Raw genomic sequence first — 20262 nt, forward strand, 5'->3', positions numbered from 1 at the left:
GATCAAGCCCTCGCTCCACGCACTCGACCGAGGCGTAGAAGGATTTTAGATCGATAACGGCGTAGGCGGGAGTTTGGGTTTTCATGGATAGTTAAATTTGCTAGCGCGCCAAGCGGCGTTAAAAAGCGGCAAGGCGGGTTAAATTTGACTCAGCCGCCGCAAATGCTTTTAAATTTAGCCTAAAACGCATCGTCGATAGCTTGGCAGATGATATGCCCTATCATTATGTGCATCTCTTGGATGCGCGGCGTGTCGTTTGACGGCACGACCAAATTTAGCTCGCAAAGCTCGTTCATGGCGCCCCCCGTGCGGCCGCTTAGCCCGATCGTTTTGATACCGATTTTTCGCGCTAGCTCGAGCGCTTTTATCACGTTGCCGCTGTTTCCGCTAGTAGAGATCGCGATGAGTAGATCGCCCTCGCGGCCCAGAGCCTCTAGCTGACGCGAGAAAACAAACTCATATCCGTAGTCGTTGCCGATCGCCGTGAGTGCGGAGGTATCGGTCGTTAGCGCGATGCCCGCTAGCGCGCCGCGCTCGGTTTTATAGCGACCCGTTAGCTCGGCTGCGATATGCTGCGCGTCTGCAGCGCTTCCGCCGTTTCCGCAAAGCAAAATTTTACCGCCCGCCTTTAGCGTCTCTACCGCCGTTTCGCAGGCTTTTTTGATGTCAGCTTCCAGCGCAAATGTCGCTTTTATCGTGGCTAGATGTCCCTCTAGCTCGCTTTTTATCATATCTTCAGTCTTCATTTTTTATCCTTTTTATCGTCGCGCTCGTGCTTTTGCCAGCTACAAAATCCACTAGCCGCACGTCTTTTACGACGCTGCTGCCGACGACTTCTTTACCTTCGTAGTCCGCACCCTTGACGAGCACGTCGGGGCGCAGTTTTTCGATCAAATTTAGAGGCGTGAGCTCGTCAAATATCGTAACGTAATCAACCGCCCCAAGCGCCGCTAGCACGGTAGCGCGATCAGCCTGCGCGTTTACGGGGCGAGCGTCGCCTTTTAGCGCGCGCACCGAGGCGTCCGAGTTTAGCCCGACGACTAGTATATCGCCAAATTCCCGCGCCTTCGCTAGATAGCTCACGTGTCCCGCATGAAGGATATCAAAGCAGCCGTTTGTAAAAACGAGCCGCTTTTCGCCGCGGTTTGCCAGCGTCGCGGCTAGCTCGTCCGCGTTTTTGATTTTCTCCTCGAAGCCTGCCGCGTTTTTACGGCGCACGAGTTCGTTTATCTCCTCAAAGCTAGCCGTTGCCGAGCCGACTTTGGCCACGACGACCGCGGCGGCTAAATTTGCCGTCTCGATCGCCTTTTTGATGCCTTCGCCGGCGCCCAGCATCACGCCCAGCGTCGCTAGCACCGTATCTCCAGCGCCCGTGACGTCAAAGACCTCTTTTGCCAGAGCAGGAAATTTAACCGCCCGTCCGTCCTCTAGAAGCGCTATGCCCTCCTCTGAAATCGTAATCAGCGAATGGGTCAAATTTAGCTCGTTTTTTAGTAAATTTAGCGCCGCAAAAAGCTGCTCGTCGTTTTCTATTTTAAAACCCACGGCCTCGCCTGCTTCTTTTTTATTTGGCGTTAGTAGCGTAGCACCCTTGTACTTCGAGTAGTCCGCGCCTTTTGGATCGATTAGCACGGGCTTACCCGCATCCGCGCATGCTTTTATCAGCTTTTGGCACAGCGACGGCGTCAGCACGCCCTTGCCGTAGTCTGATAGCAGCGCGACGTCGTAGCTCTCTAGTGCGCGGGCGAAATTTGCCGCCAGCTCGTCCTCGCACGTTACGGCCTCGACGCTTTCTTTATCTATGCGCACTACTTGCTGATGCGTCGCCATCACGCGGCTTTTTATCGAGCTCGTGCGTCCGATCTCGCGCTTGATAAACTCGGGCCTAGCGCCCTGCTCCCGCAATATACGCTCTATCTCGTCGCCCGTCTCGTCGTCGCCTAGCACGCTCATGACGCCCACTTTCGCACCCAATGAGAGCAAATTTAGCACCACGTTGCCCGCTCCGCCTAGGCGTTTGGTTTCGTTTTTTATTTTTACCACCTGCACGGGAGCTTCAGGCGAGATACGCTCGCAGCTACCCCAGATGTAGTGATCTAGCATCAGATCGCCCGCAACTAAAGCACGTACTTCACGCATTTATCTCTTCCTCGTATATCCTTTTTATCTCGTCCGCGTAGTCTTTTATGCCCTCTTCCAGGCTAAATTTAGGCTCGTATCCTAGCGCCTTTTTGGTCGGCTCAATGTCTGCTTGCGTGTGAAACTGATACGAGCGCGCATAAGGGTTTGGGATGTATTCGCAAGGCAAATTCGATCCCAGCTCGCGCTGCAAGATATCTACGATCTCTTGAAAGCTTCTTGCCGTGCCCGTCGCCGCGTTATACACGCCGCTTGGCGCATTTAGGGCTAGCAAATTTGCCTGCACGATGTCTTTTATATAGACGAAGTCGCGCTTGATTTTGTCGCTACCCTCAAAGAGGCGCGGATTTTTACCGCTTAAAATTTGCAGACCAAACTGCAGCACCATCGAAGCGGTTTTGTTTTTATAAAACTCTCTCGCGCCGTAAACGTTAAAGTATCTCAGCCCCACGACCGCTACGCCCTTTTTGGCGTATTTTCGACCCAGATCGTCCATTTTTAGCTTTGAAAAGCCGTAAACGTTATTCGGCGCTTCGCATTCGCCGACTCTTTGCGGGCTTTTTGCGTTGCCGTAGGTGGCGCCCGAGCTTGCGTATATCATGCGCGCGCCCGTTTTTTCGCAGATATCCAGCAGATCTTTAAAGCTATTTAGATTTGTCCTCATTAGCTCGCTTTGCTCGGTTACCGTGGTATCCGAGATCGCCGCCTCGTGAAATATCGCGTCGGGAGCAAATTTCTCGATCATGGCTAGCGTCTTTGCGCAGTTTATGTCGCCCTCGTAAATTTCGCCCGAAAAGCCGAGCAAATTTTTAAAATGCCCGAAGCTTTTGAGATTGCCGTTGCTAAATTTCTCGTCGCTTCTAAATTTATCCACGGCGAGCACTTCTACGTCTTTTAAATTTTCATCGAAATAATGCGCCAAATTTGAGCCGATGAAGCCCGCCGCGCCCGTGATTGCGACTCTTTTTATATCTTTCATATTTTTCCTTCTTTTTTTAAAAACTCTAGCGCCTCAGCCACGCTTTTTAGCCGGTCGCCGAGCTTTAAATTTACCCCGACGCCAGCGCTTTGCCCCGCCTGCACGTCGCTATCCTTGTCGCCTATCATGATTGAGCGCGCAAGGTCGATGTTTAGCTCGTTTGCGGCCTTTATCAGCATGCCTGGCTCCGGTTTACGGCAACCGCAAAGAGCCTCCGGCGCGTGCGGACAAAAGTAAATTTTCTCTATCTTCACGCCCTCTTTTTCAAACTCGCCCAGCATAAACCCGCAAAGCTCGTCAAACTGCTCCAGCGTGTAGTAGCCTCGTCCGATGCCTGATTGATTCGTCACTACGACTAGCGCGTAGCCTGCCTGCGCAAATTCTCTCAAAGCAGCAAAAATGCCCTCTTTAAAAACGAAATCCTCGCGCCTATAAACATAGCCCGCATCCTCGTTTATCACGCCGTCGCGATCAAGAAATAGCGCCTTTTTTGGCACCGCTTTAAACACTGTTTTATCCATGGCGAAAATTATACAAAAAAAATCTAAATTTAACCGAAAATCGCCGCCCGCGCCGCGCTAGAAACTAATGCTAAAAACTAATGTAAAATTTAGCTTTTTGTACTATAATTTGCCCGCAACAACTCCCACAAAAGGATATAAAATGAAAAAACTAATCGTTGTTTCAGGTGCAGCCGCATTGCTAGCGGGTAGCCTATTTGCCGCTGACGGCGCGACTCTTTACAAAAAATGCGCAGCCTGTCATGGACCGAAAGCGGAAAAAGTGTATCTAAATAAAGTTCCTGCGCTTAACACGCTTTCAAAAGAAGAGATCGCTGAGAGCCTAAAAGGCTATAAAGCAGGCACTCTAGATAAATTTAAAAGCGCAGCTATGATGAAACCTATCGCAAAACCTCTTAGCGACGACGACATCGCAGCTCTATCAGAGTACATCCCTACTCTAAAATAACCCTTTTCGGCGGAGTTTTCCGCCGATTTTTCTCTGCTTTTTATTTCGCGCTTCATTTTAGTAACTTTTTTATAAAATTTCTTTTATTTTAAGTTTTTAGGGCTATAATCTCGTCTAAATTTCTATCAAAAAGGACAAAAAATGAAAATCTATCACATCGCTACCGCTGTTTTGGCGCTAAATTTATCTCTACTTGCGGCCGACGGCGCAGCTATTTACAAAAAATGCGCAGCCTGTCACGGCGAAAAAGCGGACGTAAAATACGCAAACAAAGTGCCTGCGCTAACTAGCATCAGCAAAGAAGACCGCATAAAAGCGCTACAAAGCTACAAAGACGGCTCAAACAATAACTTCGGCATGGGCAAAGTCATGCATCTACACGCTAAAAACCTAAGCGACGAGGATATGGCGGCGGTTAGCGAGTATATCGATAGCTTGAAATAATACCTGCGATTTTAACATAAAAAATATCGGCGGTCGACGAGATGAACTACGAAGCGACCGCGTCAATCTCGCACATAGACTTTACTCGTTCGCAATGCTTAAATCATACTTTGAGCGCGGCGATTTCGAGCAAAATTATTATATACGCCAGCGCCGACTCGCTAAAAACCGGGCCGGCGGCTTCACTTAAAATCACGAGCTTGTAACTACGGACGGCAAAACTAAATTTGATACTCGTTAGGACTTAGCTCTCCTCGTAAAAGCTTGCCAAAGCGCGCGGCTACGGCATCTACGGCATCGTCGCCAAACTCGCCGGGCTCAAATCCGCTGCTGATAAACGGTACGGCAAAGTCCATCTCGCAGTAGTTTGCCGCAATCTTAAGCGGCGTTAAAATTTCATCCAGGCTAAAGCCGATCGCGCCCTGTTTAGAATATTCGCTAAGCGGCGTACTGACGCTTAGCGCAAGTTGCAAGACCTTGCCCTTAAGCGCGCCGGAACCCACCAGCTCGTGCGAAAAAACGATATCGATATAGGCTTTTAGCATAGGCGGCACGTTTAGCCAGTACATCGGGTACAAAAATACGATGCGCTCGGCAGCCGCTAACGCGTCTTGCTCTGAGCTGGCGTCTATGCGTGCGATATCTAAGCCGTAAAGCCCCTCCAAATGGCGCACTTCGACGTCCGCAGCAGCCTTTGCTACCTGTGACAAGGCTTTGTTTACGCGCGATGCGGCGAGATTTGGGTGCGATAATATAACTAGCGTTTTCATATTGTTTCCTTTGTTTAAATTTGCGGAATCATATCGCTAAAAAGCTAAAAGTAGATTAAAAATGCTTGCCAGAGCAAGGCTTTTGCAAGTAAGAAAGCAAAATTTACAGGATTAAAACACGCCCGCTCGGTGATTGCTGCGATTAAATTTAAACGGCTCCGGGCCGCCTAAACTCCAAGCAGGCGGCTACCTGGCGGGTGCGTCAAGCGGCGATCTTGATGTGATTGCGGGGCATCGCTAGACTGAGTAAATTTGGCCGACAAGAGGCTAAATTTACTGGCGACCCGCTTGCTAACAAAGGGCAACCGATTTTTAATCTGCCAGATTACGCTTGCGCGCTTTTGCTATTTTGCACGGCAAATTTGCCGTGCAAGACGCCAAAATCTCACGCTCAATTTTTGTCCGTCATTACGCCGTAATTAGTCGAAATTTAACGACGAATTTAACCGCAATGAATTAAAATTTATAGTCCAAATTCGACTCCAAACACTCGTCGTCAAATTCTGCAAAATCATACCGCCGCTCAAAGCCGAATTTGACGCTAAATTTTACGACCGAAAGTTCGCCGAATTTTAGCGGCAAAGACAGACCAAACAAGTGGGTAAATTCGCCTCACTCCGGCGGCCTGTAGCCCTTTTCTTTACGGCGCAGCTCCAGCTCATAAGCATCGTTTAGCGCGTCTTCGTCGTCAAATTTCGTCCCGTCCAAAAACTTTCGCTCGTCATCAAACTGTCTGGTTTTAAGCCCCCACAGCAGCGCCGCCAGCCCGCATGCGCCAAGCAGCGTCGAGACGCCGATCATCATCGCCACGACCGCCCCGCTCATCGCTCGCTCCTAGCCCTCATCGCGTTTAGCACGACCGCGATCGAGCTTAGCGACATCGATAGCGCAGCCACTGCGGGCGCTACGTAGCCGGCCATCGCCAGCGGTATCGTCACGGCGTTATAAACGAGCGAAAAGGCCAAATTTTGCCGCACGATGCGGTAGGTTTTGCGCGCGAGCGCTACCGCAGCCGCGAGCGAGGCGGGGTCATCTCTCATCAGTACGACGTCGCTTTTTGCGATACTCACGGCCGCTCCGCTACCCATACACACGGCCACGCTTGATAGCGCGAGCGCGGCGGCATCGTTGATCCCGTCGCCTATCATCAGCACGTTTCGCCCTCGCTGCGACAGCTGCTCCACGTAGGCGGCCTTGTCCGTGGGCAGAGCGTTTGCGACCGTTACCTCGATGCCAAGCACTTCCGCCACGCGCTTTGCGGCGTATTCGTTATCGCCCGTTAGCATCGCCACGCGCATGCCCGCGTTTTTTAGCGCGTCCACGCACTCTTTAGCGCCCTCTTTTAGGCTCTCCTCTAGCTCAAATACCGCCACGATCTCCCCGTCCGCGGCGAAAAAATAGCAAGTCCCGCACACCGCTCCGCCGTCATAAAGCCCCAGCTCGCGCATAAATTTTTCGCTCCCGCCTGCTAAATTTATACCGCCAAATTTAGCCCTTACTCCGCGAGCCGCGATGTTTTCAAAGCCGCTTAACTCTAAAAGTTTTAAATCCCTAAAATTTGCACGCAGATACTCGCCAACGGCGCGGCTAACGAGATGATCCGAGCCGCTAACCAGCGAAAAAAGCGCGCTTGCGTCAAATTTGCCCACGCGCGTAAATTTACTCACTTTAAGCCGCCCCGACGTGAGCGTGCCGGTCTTGTCAAAAACGGCCGTATCGCACTTTGCCAGGCTTTCGATGATGCGCGCTTCTTTAAAAAGTATCCCGCGCCTAAAGCCCGCCCCAAGCGCAACGAGCGTGCTAACGGGCGTAGCAAGCCCCAGCGCGCAGGGGCACGAGATCACCACGACCGAGATCGCGACGATGAGAGCGGCGGAGAGTTCGCCGGTGCGCCAGAACCAAAACGCAAACGTCGCTAGAGCTAGAGCCGTGATAGCGGCCGAAAACCTCGCCGCGATGGCGTCTGCGAGCGCTTGGATTTTAGGCTTTTTGGCTGCGGCGGTTTCTAGTAAATTTATAATTTGCGCTAGCACCGACTCGCTAAAGACGGCGCCGACCTCATAAACTAGCGTGCCGTCCACGCACACGGAGCCGCTTTTTATCTCGTTTTCGCCTTCTTTTGCGCTCAGATACGCAGGCGCGCTCTCGCCGCTAAGGCTCGAGAGATCAAAGCTCGCCGCGCCGCTGATGGCGACGCCGTCAAGTAGCACGCGCTCGCCGACTCTCACGATCACGAGTTCGCCCGCACGCACCTCCTGCGCGCTTTTTAGGGTTATTTCGTCGCCGTTTTTGACGCTAACGGAGTTTAAATTTAGCGAGTTTAGATTATCAAGCGTGTCGGCGGCCTTTTTCTTGCTCAAGATTTCCAGATATTTGCCGATAAATACGAAAGTGATTATCATCGCAACCGAGTCGAAATACACCTCGCCGCGCCTAGAAAACATGGCGTATATCGAGAAAATATAAGCCGCGAGCGTACCCGTTACGATGAGGCTATCCATGTTTTGCGTTTTGTTTTTTAGCGCCGCCCAAGCACCCCTAAAAAAACCGCTTCCCGTGTAAAAAATCACCGGCGTAGCAAGGATAAATTCGGCGAAATTTATAATAGAGCGCACATCGGCGCGCATGCCCGTGAAGTAGCCGCCGTACTGCGCGACGGCCAGCCACATGATGTTCATCGTGCAAAATATCCCCACAAGCAGCCGCGCGTAAAATTCGCGCCTCTGCCCCGCAAGTCTGTGCTCCTGAGCCTGCGCGTCGTATGGGTAGGGCTCGTAGCCGATAGAGCGGATGAGAGCGAAAATTTGGGCCAAATTTACCTCGTTTTCGTCCCAGACGATGAGGGCTTTATTGTTAACCGAGTTTATATTTACCTCTAAAATTCCCTTCTGCGCAAATAAAACCTTCTCGTTTAGCCAGACGCAAGCCGAGCAGTGGATGCCCTCTATGATGAGCGAGATTTTGTTAAACCCATTCTCGTTTTTGACGTAGTTTTGATAAATAGCCGCGAGGTCTTCCTGCGACTTTTGCGCCGCATTTTTCGCGCCTCGGGCGGGATTTAGCGTAGTTTTGCCGAGCCTTTCGTAAAACTCATTAAGCCCGCTTGCGTTAAGTATCTCGTAAACTCCCGCGCACCCCTCGCAGCAAAAGAGCTCCCCGCCGCGCTCTATCAGCGCCTCACGCTCAAATTCGCCCCTGCAATGCGCGCACTTAAATTTGCCCATCGGTTACTTTTTTCTTTCGTTTTAAGATTTTAGATTATACGTAAAATTTCTAAAGCCTCGCTTGATTTTGCAAGCTTTGGCGCGGATTTAGCTTGCGCGCGAATTTGAGGGCAAATTTGACAGATTTAGCCAAAACCCGCATCTTGAAAACACCGGCAAATTTACGAGAGAATTTTTAATGCTTGCAAATTTTAGCCTCGAATTTTAACTATAAAAAACAAATTTAAGATGCATAACCCGCCAAATCAATCGTTTCTCACGCACCGCACAGAATTAATATCAGAAACAAAGCTCAAACCGTCAAGACCGCCCATAAAATATACAACCCAAACTTTAGATGGATCACTAGCACTTTTTGTTAAGGTCCAGTAGCCAGAGTCTAATACGTAATCAAAAGAATAATTTATGGCTGGGTTAAATTTACTTTTATCTGCAATAGCCGTCAACTCATATACAGTAGGCAATCTCCAGTCTTTGTGCCCTGCAAGATTTACAAGCTTACAGTATTCTATAGCTTGCTCTAATGTTCCTGTAAAAGTTTGAGCCTCATCTTGCCAAACTAGTTTACCCAGCTTTTTGTCACTACATATTACTACATTTTTATCATTATCTCGGTAGCAGGTAGGAGTTAAAATATCGGCACTAAGCAATCCGCAAAACACTAAAAATAAAGTTATATATCTTTTCATGCTTTTCCTTTTTATTTACAAAATTTTAAAATCAATTATATCTTCTAACACATCGTATAAATAAACTATCAGACGGTGTCTGAAGATAAACAAAACCGCTCCTAAAACCTACGGTCCACACCAAAGACGAACCATTTACTAATTTGGCCAAACTCCAATATTTATCGTAATTGATACTACTTTGTGTCACTTTTTTATACATAATATGCTTAAAGGCTTTATTTATTGCGGGACTAAATTTATTTTTATCTGTAATACTTATTAGCTCATTTATTGTTGGCAGTCTCCAGTCACTAAACCCTGCAAAGCTTAAATTTTCGCAGTATTTTACCGCCTCGTCATAATCGCCTTTAAATATCTCCTCGCCATCTTGCCACATAAGTTTATAGACGCTATCCGTGACGACGTTTTTGGCGTCGTCCCTGCTAAAACCCGCCGTAAAACCCGGCGCGTCCGCCCCAAACGCTGCGCTAGAACACAGCAGGCACACCAGCGAAGCGGCTATTATTTTTCTCACATATCCTCCTTTGAAATATTTATTAAACAATAAAATTATACCACGGAAATAAATATTTTCACGCAAACTCCCTATCTATCACGATGAAAATTTTATACCCGGGAAAGCTTAGCGAGATCTCGCGCTCTATCTCGGCGCGCAGACGGCTTAGGTTTTTCTCAGCAAAATCAACCACCACGTCAAACCTCACGCTCTTTTTCTTAGTATCTATAAAAAACGCGTGAAATCCGCGCACACTGCTAAAGCGCGAGAGTAAACTCGCCACGCAGGCGCGACTCTGCTCCTGTCCCAAATTTACGCTATAAACGCCGAAAACCAGATAAATCCTGTAAATTTTATAAATCTCGATCTGAAGCTCGTTTAACCTCTGCGAAACTTCGCTAAGAGGCAAATGCTCGTCTATCTCGACGTTTACAGAGCCTACGTATCGCTGCGCGCCGTAGTTGTGAAGTATCAGGTCGTATGCGCCGCGCACGATCTCGCAGCGATTTACGGCGGCGTAAATTTCGTCGCTGATCTCCTTTTCCACGCGCTGACCGATGATTTTATCGAAGGTTTCTTTTATCAAAAGCACGCCGTTTACGATAATAAAAAGCGATGCCAAAGCACCCGCGTAGCCGTCTATCTGGACGTCTGCGAAGTACGATAGCGCGGCGGAAGCAAGGATCACGCAAGATATAATCGCATCGCCCAAAGCCTCCTGCCCTACGGCTCTAAGCGAGATAGATTTGGTCTGTTTGCCGATCTTTTTGTAGTAAAATCCGAGCGCAAATTTGACGAATATCGCGCAGAATAAAAACGCCAAAAACGGCATCGTAAAACTAGTAGGCTCAGGCGCAAAAATATTTTCGACCGAAGTTTTTAGAAACTGAAATCCCAGCATCAGCACAATGACCGAGACTATAAGACCGCCGATATACTCGGTCCTGCCGTAGCCATAGGGGTGGTCTTCATCGGGCATCTTGCTAGCTAGCTTTGAGCCAAATATCGTGATGATGCTTGAGCCTGCATCGCTAAGGTTATTTACGGCGTCCGATATCAGTGCGACCGAGTTTGAGACCATAGCGATAAAAATTTTCGCTCCAGCTAAGAAAAAATTCGTAACTATGCCGATAAGCGCGGTTTTTATGATCGTTTTTTCGCGCTTGCCGTCTTTAAAATCCATCATTTTGAGATTCCTTTTCATTTTTGGCGAGATTATATCACTTCTTGACATCAAAGCCAAAATTTTATAAAATGCAACTTTCAAAAACTTCTTTTGAAACTTAAATTTATCTACAAAATTATTCCGTAATTTTAAAGAGGACACAATGGAAAATAACGCGACGCAGCCTGCAAATTCGGCGCAGGAAAGTCAAAAAACCACGAAAAAACACCAAAACTCGCGCACTCACATCCCCGTAGACGGACACAAAATCGAAGAGCTAAGAACTCTTAGCCTAGAGGAGCTCATCGCTATCGCAAACAGCGTAGGCGTCGAGAATCCGCGCGAATTTCGCAGACAAGATTTGATATTTGAGATCCTAAAAACCCAAACAAAACAGGGCGGATTTATACTTTTCACGGGTATTTTAGAGATCACGAGCGAGGGCTACGGCTTTTTGCGCTCGGTAGACGCAAACCTCAGCGACAGCTCAAACGACGCCTACGTCTCAAACTCTCAAATTCGCAAATTTGCCCTGCGCGTGGGCGACATCGTGACGGGTCAAGTACGCGAACCCAAAGATCAGGAAAAGTACTACGCTCTGCTAAAAATCGAAGCGCTAAACTATATGCCGCTAATCGAGGCTAAGGAGCGCCCGCTATTTGACAACCTAACTCCGCTTTTCCCGACGGAAAAACTTCGCCTCGAGTATGATCCGATGAAACTAACGGGCCGCGTGCTCGATCTCTTTACCCCTCTTGGCAAGGGTCAGCGCGGCCTCATCGTCGCCCCTCCAAGAAGCGGTAAAACCGAGCTCATGAAAGAGCTAGCCCACGGCATCGCGCGCAACCACCCCGAGTCGCATCTCATGGTGCTGCTCGTGGACGAGCGTCCCGAGGAGGTCACCGACATGCAGCGCTGCGTAAAGGGCGAGGTATTTAGCTCGACCTTTGACCTGCCTGCGATGAACCACGTACGCGTCGCCGAACTCGTCATCGAAAAGGCAAAACGCCTCGTAGAAATGGGCAAGGACGTCATCATCCTGCTTGATAGCATCACCCGCCTAGCGCGCGCGTATAACACCGTAACTCCGCCAAGCGGCAAAGTGCTAACGGGCGGCGTGGATGCAAACGCCCTGCATAAACCGAAGCGCTTTTTCGGCGCGGCGCGAAACATCGAACACGGCGGCAGTCTCACCATCATCGCTACCGCGCTCATCGACACGGGCTCGCGTATGGACGAGGTTATTTTCGAGGAATTTAAAGGTACGGGCAATAGCGAAATCGTGCTAGATCGCAACATCTCCGATCGCCGAATTTACCCGGCCATCAACGTACTAAAATCGGGCACCAGAAAAGAGGAGCTACTACAAAAACCGGACGAACTGCAAAAGATCTGGGCTATCCGCTCGGCGATCGCGACGATGGACGACGTAGAAGCGCTTAAGTTTTTATACGCCAAGATGCTAAAAACCAAAGACAACAAAGAGCTACTTTCGATACTAAACGAATAGTCGGTCTAAAAAACCGACTTATTTTTTATATACTCTTTTAAATTTAATCTCAGATCTTATTTTATCTACACAATCCGCTCAGCTAAAGCCGCTCAACGTTGTTTAATGTATTTAATTTTATAATACGCCTTTATTTTATATTAAAAGGACACGGATGAAATATTTTGTTTCCAAGATTGCCCTATGGATTAGCATTGGCTCTGCTTTAGTTATGGCAGAAGGCGTGTTTTTGGGCTTAGAGGGGGATTACTCCTTTGGTTCTAAAACAAAATCTCAAGATAGCGATCCTTTAAAAAAAGCACAATTCGGTCTGGGAATAAAAGGCGGCTACGATTTTAACGTATTTAGAATTTACGGAACGTACATATACGATTTTAAGGTGAAAAAATAAGGAGAGGACGCAGACGGTTCGTTTTCTTTCAAATGGAATACGCATAAATTTTTAATCGGCACCGACTATACGCCCACCGTCGCGCAAGACTTTAAGTTAGTCCTAGGCGGCTACGCAGGCTACTCAAAACTAAAAAGTAAACTAATAGCCAACGATGCATATTCCGACAGCGGTAGCGCAAGCGGCTGGGTTTTAGGGGGCAGATTGGGCGGCGAATATTCCCTTGACGCAAATAACGCGATCGAGCTGGGCTTCAAAGCCGACAAAACATTTTATAGCTACAATACCAAAGAAACAAACACCGGTTTCTATCTAGGTTACACTTACAAATTTTAATTTTAAAGAGCCTATTTCAGGCTCTTTCTTTAATTTAAATTCTCCAAACTCGGCTCGCCAAACAGTCGTTTGGCTTCTTTTAAAACCGCTTGATTTTTTGCGGCTTTTGGGTCGGTTTGAGTTTTTGCGGCCAAATTTGACGTAGGATTTTGAGCGTTCAAATTTACCCCGCTTGAGGACGAGTCGTCAAAATTCGCTTCGCTTTGAAACTCATCGCCGCTTAAATTTGACGTATCCAAATTTTGCCTTGCGTCGGCGCTTGTAGACTCACTTGCGTCTTGCTCAAAAAGGCCATCGTCATACTCGGCCGCCTCGCTAAACATCTCGCTCACATCATCAGGATCAAACGGCGACTCGCCAAAGCTTGCCGTTTGCGGCGCATAGTTTTGGTTAAATTTAGCGGCGCTGCTTGGTATTTGCTCCGTTTTCGCGGCATTTTGACTCTCTAGTCGTCTTAGCTCATCATCTAAAAACGCCAGATCCGCTCCCGCTAGAGCGCCGTCATCGGTCTTAAATTTTAGCGAATATGCCTCGTGAAAATCGTGCGTGTCGTCGCGCATACTCTCAAAATCAGGCGCAAATTTAGGCTCGGTCGGTTGATTTAAACCTGCCTGCATTTGCGAGTTTTGTGTCAAATTTGCCGCGTTTTCGTTTAAATTTAAGGACGCGGTTTCGTCGCGCAACGAGTCGCTATTAGCTTGCGTGCTCGGAGACGCGTCATTTACATCCGTTTGCGTTTGCTGCGTCAAATTTTGCGTTTGCTCGCCCTGCTCGCCGCTTTCAAATTTGGCGTCTAAATTTTGCTCCGAGGACGTAACTACACTATCCTCGCTACCGTCTGAAAACAAATTTCCGGTCAAATTTGAGGGCTCTTGCGCTTGGGCGTTTTGGCTGAAATTTTCTTGCGCGTCGTCCGAGTCAAATTTGGCACTCTCAGGGTTTGGCGCAGTTTCGTTGCCCTCAAATTTGCCCGCGCCGCCGCGCTCATCGTCCAAATTTGCCGCGCTTTTCGCCGTCAAATTTTCCGACGCGTCCTCTATTTCGAAGTTTTGCTTGGGAGTTATCTTTATCTTTGCGCTCTCGCCGAAAAGACTGCGCAAAATCTGCAAAATCACCTTCGAGCTCTCGCGAAGCCGCCTCTGATCGTCGCCGGCCGCACTCGAGGCCAGACTCATGCAGCCGCCCGAAAAGTCCAAAAACTCGATGCAGTTTTTAAAGCACTCGCCAAGATCAAAGCTGCGGTCGTAAATTTTGGCTAAAAACGCTTCGTAGGCCGGGCTTGGAGTTTTCGCGGCACCGGTTTGGCCGCCTAGCTCTTGAGGAGTCTGAGCGCTCAAATTTGCCGAGCCGACCAGTGTCTTCGCGCCCAAATTTTGATCCAAAGCCGCGCCGTTTTGCGAAGCGAGTTTAGCCGCGTTTGCTCCCGTCAAATTTGACCCGCCCGTAGAGGCTGAAATTTGACCCGTCTGGGTAGAAGCCTTAAATTTAGCCGCGTCGCCTCGACCGCTAGCAAAATTTGACGCCGCACGGGAAGCGCCAAAATCAGCCGAGCGAGCTTGCGAATCCGCAAATTTTTCCCTCGCGTCCACAGCTATCATCTCGTCGATCGATTTTAGATTTATCGCCTCGATCATCATAAAAAGCATCACTCCAAGCACAAATCCGCCGTCACTGCTGACGCTTAGCATCGAGCGCGCCTGCGAGAGGATCCTAAAAAATCTCTCGTATAAAAGCAGCGAGTATTTCGGGCTTTGCGCGAGAAAATTCGCCTTGAGATTTGCCGTTATCTCATCTATCACCATCTCGGCGTCATAGCTCTCCAGCTGCGCTACCGCCGCGCTTACGGCCGATTTGTCGCCGCTCATAACGAGCGCCAAGATCTCCTCTATGCGCTGCGGATCAAGTAGTCCAAGCATCTGCGCGACGGCGCTTTGCGTGAGCTCGCCCTTGGCGTAGATGATGGCCTGATCTAGCAACGTGAGAGTGTCACGCAGCGAGCCCGCGCCGCTACGAGCGAGGATCTCGAGGGCCTCTTTTTCGTGCGGGACGTTTTCGCGGTTTAGGATAAAATCAAGATGCGCGACGACGTCCGGGCGCGAGATCTGACGAAATCTAAAATGCTGCGTGCGCGATAGCACCGTAGCCGGGAGCTTGAGCGGATCGGTCGTAGCCAGGATAAATTTGACGTAGGGCGGCGGCTCTTCGAGCGTCTTTAGCAGCGCGTTAAACGCGGGCGTGGAGAGCATATGCACCTCGTCGATGATAAAAATCTTAAAGCGCGCGATCGCCGGAGCGTACTTGGTCTGCTCAATGAGCCCCTTTATATCGTCGATGCCGCGGTGGCTGGCTGCGTCCATCTCGATGATATCGATGTGGCGGCCTTCGTTTGCGGCGATACAGTTGGCGCACTGCTCGCAGGGCCGGCTAGTCGGACCGTGATCGCAAACCAGCGCCTTTGAAAATATCCTCGCGCTCGAGGTTTTGCCGCTGCCGCGAAGTCCCGAAAAAAGGTAGGCGTGGGTGAGGCGGCTCTCGTCCAGAGCGTGCGTGAGGCTGGTGCTGACGGCCTCCTGGCCTACGAGCTCGCTAAAATTTCGCGGTCTATATCTAAGCGCTAATGCTTGCAACACGGATTTTTCCTTAAATTTAAGATGTGATATTCTACTTTTTTTTGGATAAAAATTTAATATATTACGGCTCGGCGCGTCGCGAGGCGAGATAAATTTCGGCGAGGAAATTTGCCTGCAAGCGCGAATTTGTCGTATGCAAGTACATGGCGGGCAAATTTGACGCATAGTGCTACTAGGCTCCTACAAAACTGAGGCAAATTTGACCCAAAATAGCCTAGCCAAAATGCCGTCAAATTTAGCCGCGGATATTTTGGCAATTTCGCAGAATTTGCTATAATCGCTCGAAAATGAAATTCAAAAAAGGGAGAAAATGAGAAAAGTTATATTATGCGCGCTTGCTTTGGCGTTTGGATTTTTAGCTGCCGGTTGCGAGAGGAACGACTACCAGCACCCGATGTACCGCTCTACTAAAAATAAATAACCTCAAATCAGGCGGTTACTCGCCGCCTTGAAATTTCACTACTCGCAGGCTTCTTTCATCTTATAAGATATGGGTATTGATAAAAATTTAATGTATTAAAATAAAAAGCGACAAATTTTAGCAAACGAAGCGGATTAAATTTGATATAAATTCATTTACTCAAATTTAATCCTGGTGCTACGCCCTAAATTTACCGCACCAAACGCATGCGGCCAAAGGGCTCAAATCGGCTACAGATCGCCAAACAGCGCTTTTAGATCCTTCGCGTTTTCATCTTTGCTCTCGCCTCTAGCGCCCAGCTCGTTTAGCTCGATCTCATAGCCCGTTAGCATGCTAGCTAGCCTGATGTTTATACCGCTCTTGCCGATGGCCTTGCTCTTTTGTTCGGTTACTAGACTCACGACGGCTTTGTTATTCTCGCCGATTTTAACCGAGCTGATGATCGCCGGCGCCATCGCTCGCGTGATGAGGATAGTAGGCTCGGCCGAATACTCAATCGCGTCGATATTTTCGCCGTTTAGCTCCTTTGTAACGGCATTTATGCGCACGCCTCTAGTCCCCACGGTCGCGCCCACGGGATCAACATTAGGCGAGGTGGCTACGAGCGCTACTTTAGCTCGTTCGCCCGGGATTCTGGCACTTGCAGCAATCAGCACTAGTCCGTCTTTGATCTCGGGTACTTCGGCTTTTAATAGGGCTTCTAGGAATTTTGGCGACGTGCGGCTTAGCTCGACCTTGATACCCATAGATTTGTCGATATAGACGCTTTTTATGACGGCCTTTACGACGTCGCCCGGTTTAAATTTCTCGCCTTTTATGCGATTTTTGCGCGGCATCACGGCTCGCAGCTCGTCTATCTCGATAAAGGTATTTTCATCGCTATCCACGCGCGTAACGGAGCCAAAAACCATGTGCCCGACCATGTCTTGATACTTTTGGAAGATTTTTTCCTCCATCAGGCGCTGGATGTGATACTCAAGCTCCTTGTGAAGCGTCTGCGCGGCGGTGCGGCCGAGGTTGTCGGTAGATAGCTCGTAGGTTAGCTCGTCGCCGATCTCTACGCCAGAGTCTACTTTTTTGGCTTCGCTTACGCCGAGATAATGCTCGTTATCCTCGGCCAAACGCTCGTCGCCGTCCTCTACGACGGTGATTTTTTGATATAGATGAAGGGTCTTGGTAGCATTATCTATAACCGCGTCGTATTCGTAGTTTTCGCCGTAAATTTTCTTTGCGGTATTGATAATAGCTCTTATGACGCGCTCTTTTACGTCCTCGATTTCGAGCCCTTTTTCATTTGCGATAGATTCTATGATATCCGCTATTTTTTCCATATTATTTTTGCTCCGTTATTTAAATTTGGGGGAATTTTTGAGTTAGAGGGGTATTATACAAGCTTTATACTTTTAAGAAGTTTAATGCGTTTTTTAAGATGTTTTTGCTATATTCACAGATTAAATTAAAGATTTCAAAGGATTAAAAATGGAGCTAAAACTCGCTAGAACGCAACTTGACGCCAAACCAAAAACGATCTCTCTTGAAAAAATCGAAGCGGCATTTGCTAAAGATCCGCAACAAATTTTCTATTTCGACAGAGAAAACAGCCACAAACAACTCATCGCTTTGGTTGAGTTTTTTGAGGAAAAAGGCCTTAGCGTCTATCACCGCACCGTAAAATACGGTCTCGACGAAAACGACTACATGTACGAGGTGCACATCCTTTGAGCGCAGCGCAAAAAAAGCTCTTTATCCAGACTTTAGGCTGCGCGATGAACGTCCGCGACAGCGAGCACATCATCGCAGAGCTTAAACAAAAAGAGGACTACGAGCTCACTCAGGACATCTCCGAGGCCGACCTCATCCTCATCAACACCTGCTCGGTGCGCGAAAAGCCAGTACATAAGCTTTTTAGCGAGGTCGGCGGCTTTGAAAAAGTAAAAAAAGCGGGCGCTAAAATCGGCGTTTGCGGCTGTACGGCAAGCCATCTGGGAAGCGAAATTTTTAAACGAGCGCCTTACGTGGATTTCGTACTCGGCGCGCGAAACATCAGTAAAATTTCAGCCGCGGTCAAGACGCCTAAATTTATCAGCACCGACATAAATCACGACGAGAGCGAGTATGCATTCGGCGAATTTCGCGGCTCGCCGTATAAAAGCCATATAAATATCTCGATCGGCTGCGACAAAAAATGCACCTACTGCATCGTCCCGCACACCAGAGGCGACGAAATCTCGATCCCCGCAAATTTGATCCTGCGCGAAGTAAAAAAAGCCGCCGAGGGCGGAACGAAGGAAATTTTCTTACTCGGGCAAAACGTAAACAACTACGGCAAGAGATTTTCGGGCGCGCACGAGAAGATCGACTTTAGCGACCTACTCGTAAAGATCAGCGAGATAAAGGGCGTCGAGCGCATACGATTTACTAGCCCGCATCCGCTTCATATGGACGATAAATTTTTAGAAATCTTTAGTCAAAATCCCAAAATTTGCAAATCCATGCACATGCCGCTTCAAAGCGGAAACACCAAAGTCCTGCGCGAGATGAAGCGCGGCTACACCAAAGAGTGGTTTTTAGACAGGGCCGCTAAACTGCGCGCGATGTGTCCTGAGGTTAGCATCTCAACCGACATTATCGTGGCGTTTCCTGGCGAAACGGACGAGGAGTTTGAGGACACGATGGATGTGCTGGAAAAGGTGCGTTTCGAGCAAATTTTTAGCTTTAAGTATTCGCCTCGCCCGATGACCAAGGCGGCGGAGTTTACCAATCAAATCCCGGACGCCGTCGCAAGCGCTCGTCTAACCCGCCTACAAAGCCGCCACAACGAGATTTTGGACGAAATAGTCGCAGCGCAAAAAGGCAAAATTTTCGACGTATATTTTGAGGAGCTTCGCGCAAACGGCGGCGTCGCCGGCAGGAGCTTTAATAACTTCCTAGTTCAAGTCGCAGGCAGCGAAGAGCTGCTAGGCAAGACGCTAAAAGTACGCGTGAACGATCCAAAGAGAATGGTGCTTTACGGTGAGCTTGTGGACTAAATTTAAACGAAGCGTTTTTATAAATTTAGCCCCGCGCATTATCTATTTTTTTATTTGGATTATATTTTTAACCTGCAAAAAGAGCTTTTCTAAGACAAATTTGACGAACGAGCCATGCGTCGTGCTATTTTGGCACGGCAGGCTAGCGCTGATGAGCTTTGCCTACGTACATTGGTGGAAAAACGGTCAAAATCCGCAAAGACGCGCCAAAGTCATGATAAGCGACCACAAAGACGGCGAGATCATCGCGCGCGTGATTTCGTTTTTCGGTATCGGCGCCATCAGAGGCAGTAGCTCAAAAGGCGCGGTAAAGGCGCTCGCGCAAAGCTTTAGAGAGCTAAAAAGCGGCACCGACGTCATCATCACCCCGGACGGTCCGCGCGGCCCCTATCACAGCATCGCCGACGGAGCCGTCGTCATCGCGCAAAAGCAAAATGCGCAAATACAAATTTTAAACTACGAAGCGAGCAAATTTTGGCAGCTAAAAAGCTGGGATAAAATGATAATCCCAAAGCCTTTTAGCGAGATTTCTTATACGCTCTCGCCGCCTTTTACCGTGACGGACATGGCGCTAGAAGACGCAAGAGAGCTAATAAAAAAGGAGATGGAAAAATGAGCTCAAAGACCGTTATCTTAATTATAGGAGCGCTTTTAGCAGCCGTTTTTATTTCGTTTATTACGCTTAGCCCATCTTATAAAAATGCCCTGCAAGCCAAATTTTACTACGAAGTGGGCGATTATCAGACCGCCTATAAACTATCAAAATCAGCCTACCATAAAGACATCTACAACAAACTAGCCTACACCGTGATGGTACAAAGCGAAATCTCGCAAAAATACGCCCTCTACATCGCCCGTTCAAACAGATATTTAGAAAATATACAAAAAATCAGCAAATCAGGCAAGGTAAGCAAGGTAAATTTAGATAAAATCCGAATGATGTGCGACATCGCGGTGAGCGACCATGATCTGCTCAAACCGTCAAATTTGACCGATCCGTCGCTACAAGAAGAAGCCAAAATAATAAGGGATAAATTTTTAACCCTGCAAAAAGAGCTGTTTTAATT

At 48.6% G+C, this 20262-nt stretch carries 22 protein-coding genes; 9 read left to right on the forward strand and 13 right to left on the reverse strand.

The genetic code is table 11. From position 1 onward, the window contains the following. Positions 1-179: 179 nt before the first annotated feature. From gmhA to gmhB, 4 genes are read right to left on the reverse strand one after another with little or no spacing between them, the layout of a single operon-like run. Entirely contained in the window at positions 180-746 is a 567-nt protein-coding gene (gmhA, locus tag RWM02_RS08170) for a D-sedoheptulose 7-phosphate isomerase (protein ID WP_314071029.1), read from the reverse strand. Further along, on the reverse strand, positions 736-2139 hold the full coding sequence (rfaE1, locus tag RWM02_RS08175) for a D-glycero-beta-D-manno-heptose-7-phosphate kinase (RefSeq protein WP_314071032.1): 1404 nt from the start codon (positions 2137-2139) through the stop codon (positions 736-738). The genes gmhA and rfaE1 overlap by 11 nt, the downstream gene beginning before the upstream one ends. Further along, the gene (gene rfaD / locus RWM02_RS08180; protein WP_314071034.1) at positions 2132-3118 is read right to left on the reverse strand and encodes an ADP-glyceromanno-heptose 6-epimerase; all 987 of its coding nucleotides are present in this window, start codon (positions 3116-3118) and stop codon (positions 2132-2134) included. Before rfaD ends, rfaE1 begins: the two co-directional genes overlap by 8 nt. Beyond that, entirely contained in the window at positions 3115-3639 is a 525-nt protein-coding gene (gene gmhB, locus RWM02_RS08185) for a D-glycero-beta-D-manno-heptose 1,7-bisphosphate 7-phosphatase (RefSeq protein ID WP_314071037.1), read from the reverse strand. Before gmhB ends, rfaD begins: the two co-directional genes overlap by 4 nt. Before the next feature lie 142 nt (positions 3640-3781). Between gmhB and RWM02_RS08190 the strand changes: the two genes are divergently transcribed. Both RWM02_RS08190 and RWM02_RS08195 read left to right on the forward strand, forming a co-directional pair. Then, on the forward strand, positions 3782-4087 hold the full coding sequence (locus RWM02_RS08190; RefSeq protein WP_122861939.1) for a c-type cytochrome: 306 nt from the start codon (positions 3782-3784) through the stop codon (positions 4085-4087). Positions 4088-4228: 141 nt separating this feature from the next. Then, a complete protein-coding gene (locus RWM02_RS08195; protein ID WP_314071042.1) occupies positions 4229-4531 on the forward strand; it encodes a c-type cytochrome in 303 nt (100 codons plus the stop codon). A gap of 221 nt (positions 4532-4752) precedes the next feature. Here the strand turns inward: RWM02_RS08195 and RWM02_RS08200 are convergent, their stop codons facing one another. From RWM02_RS08200 to RWM02_RS08230, 7 genes are all read right to left on the reverse strand, one after another. After that, on the reverse strand, positions 4753-5301 hold the full coding sequence (locus RWM02_RS08200; protein WP_314071045.1) for an NAD(P)H-dependent oxidoreductase: 549 nt from the start codon (positions 5299-5301) through the stop codon (positions 4753-4755). Positions 5302-5757: 456 nt separating this feature from the next. Further along, positions 5758-5898, reverse strand: coding sequence for a hypothetical protein (locus RWM02_RS08205; protein WP_314071047.1), 141 nt, complete (start codon positions 5896-5898; stop codon positions 5758-5760). Positions 5899-5913: 15 nt separating this feature from the next. Beyond that, entirely contained in the window at positions 5914-6126 is a 213-nt protein-coding gene (ccoS, locus tag RWM02_RS08210) for a cbb3-type cytochrome oxidase assembly protein CcoS (protein WP_314071049.1), read from the reverse strand. Continuing rightward, a complete protein-coding gene (locus RWM02_RS08215; RefSeq protein WP_314071052.1) occupies positions 6123-8525 on the reverse strand; it encodes a heavy metal translocating P-type ATPase in 2403 nt (800 codons plus the stop codon). The genes ccoS and RWM02_RS08215 overlap by 4 nt, the downstream gene beginning before the upstream one ends. Positions 8526-8770: 245 nt before the next feature. Next, the gene (locus RWM02_RS08220) at positions 8771-9214 is read right to left on the reverse strand and encodes an Lcl C-terminal domain-containing protein (RefSeq protein WP_314071055.1); all 444 of its coding nucleotides are present in this window, start codon (positions 9212-9214) and stop codon (positions 8771-8773) included. A 31-nt stretch (positions 9215-9245) separates the two neighbouring features. After that, complete coding sequence (locus tag RWM02_RS08225) at positions 9246-9731, reverse strand: Lcl C-terminal domain-containing protein (RefSeq protein ID WP_314071057.1); 486 nt, start codon at positions 9729-9731, stop codon at positions 9246-9248. 58 nt (positions 9732-9789) lie between these two features. Next, positions 9790-10899: a cation diffusion facilitator family transporter gene (locus RWM02_RS08230; protein ID WP_314071060.1), complete on the reverse strand. Its 1110-nt coding sequence runs from the start codon at positions 10897-10899 to the stop codon at positions 9790-9792. 142 nt (positions 10900-11041) lie between these two features. Between RWM02_RS08230 and rho the strand changes: the two genes are divergently transcribed. From rho to RWM02_RS08245, 3 genes are all read left to right on the forward strand, one after another. After that, positions 11042-12388 carry a transcription termination factor Rho gene (gene rho / locus RWM02_RS08235; RefSeq protein WP_002951472.1) on the forward strand — a complete coding sequence of 449 codons (1347 nt, stop codon included), beginning with the start codon at positions 11042-11044 and terminating at the stop codon, positions 12386-12388. Positions 12389-12542: 154 nt separating this feature from the next. Continuing rightward, the gene (locus tag RWM02_RS08240) at positions 12543-12779 is read left to right on the forward strand and encodes a hypothetical protein (RefSeq protein ID WP_314071062.1); all 237 of its coding nucleotides are present in this window, start codon (positions 12543-12545) and stop codon (positions 12777-12779) included. Between the two features lie 204 nt (positions 12780-12983). Beyond that, on the forward strand, positions 12984-13115 hold the full coding sequence (locus RWM02_RS08245) for a hypothetical protein (protein WP_314071065.1): 132 nt from the start codon (positions 12984-12986) through the stop codon (positions 13113-13115). Positions 13116-13144: 29 nt separating this feature from the next. Here RWM02_RS08245 and RWM02_RS08250 read toward each other — a convergent pair whose 3' ends face one another. Both RWM02_RS08250 and nusA read right to left on the reverse strand, forming a co-directional pair. Continuing rightward, positions 13145-15742, reverse strand: a complete 2598-nt coding sequence (locus RWM02_RS08250) for a DNA polymerase III subunit gamma/tau (protein WP_314071119.1) — start codon at positions 15740-15742, stop codon at positions 13145-13147. Positions 15743-16396: 654 nt separating this feature from the next. Next, entirely contained in the window at positions 16397-17497 is a 1101-nt protein-coding gene (gene nusA / locus RWM02_RS08255; RefSeq protein ID WP_314071066.1) for a transcription termination factor NusA, read from the reverse strand. A 148-nt stretch (positions 17498-17645) separates the two neighbouring features. Between nusA and RWM02_RS08260 the strand changes: the two genes are divergently transcribed. From RWM02_RS08260 to RWM02_RS08275, 4 genes are read left to right on the forward strand one after another with little or no spacing between them, the layout of a single operon-like run. Then, complete coding sequence (locus RWM02_RS08260) at positions 17646-17888, forward strand: HP0268 family nuclease (RefSeq protein ID WP_002949978.1); 243 nt, start codon at positions 17646-17648, stop codon at positions 17886-17888. Further along, positions 17885-19195 carry a tRNA (N6-isopentenyl adenosine(37)-C2)-methylthiotransferase MiaB gene (miaB, locus tag RWM02_RS08265; RefSeq protein WP_314071069.1) on the forward strand — a complete coding sequence of 437 codons (1311 nt, stop codon included), beginning with the start codon at positions 17885-17887 and terminating at the stop codon, positions 19193-19195. Before RWM02_RS08260 ends, miaB begins: the two co-directional genes overlap by 4 nt. After that, entirely contained in the window at positions 19185-19811 is a 627-nt protein-coding gene (locus RWM02_RS08270; RefSeq protein ID WP_314071121.1) for a lysophospholipid acyltransferase family protein, read from the forward strand. Before miaB ends, RWM02_RS08270 begins: the two co-directional genes overlap by 11 nt. Continuing rightward, positions 19808-20260, forward strand: a complete 453-nt coding sequence (locus RWM02_RS08275; RefSeq protein ID WP_314071072.1) for a hypothetical protein — start codon at positions 19808-19810, stop codon at positions 20258-20260. Before RWM02_RS08270 ends, RWM02_RS08275 begins: the two co-directional genes overlap by 4 nt. Positions 20261-20262 lie beyond the last annotated feature (2 nt).

Source organism: Campylobacter showae (genome assembly GCF_963515975.1).
In the GTDB taxonomy this organism is placed as follows: Bacteria; Campylobacterota; Campylobacteria; order Campylobacterales; family Campylobacteraceae; genus Campylobacter_A; species Campylobacter_A showae_F.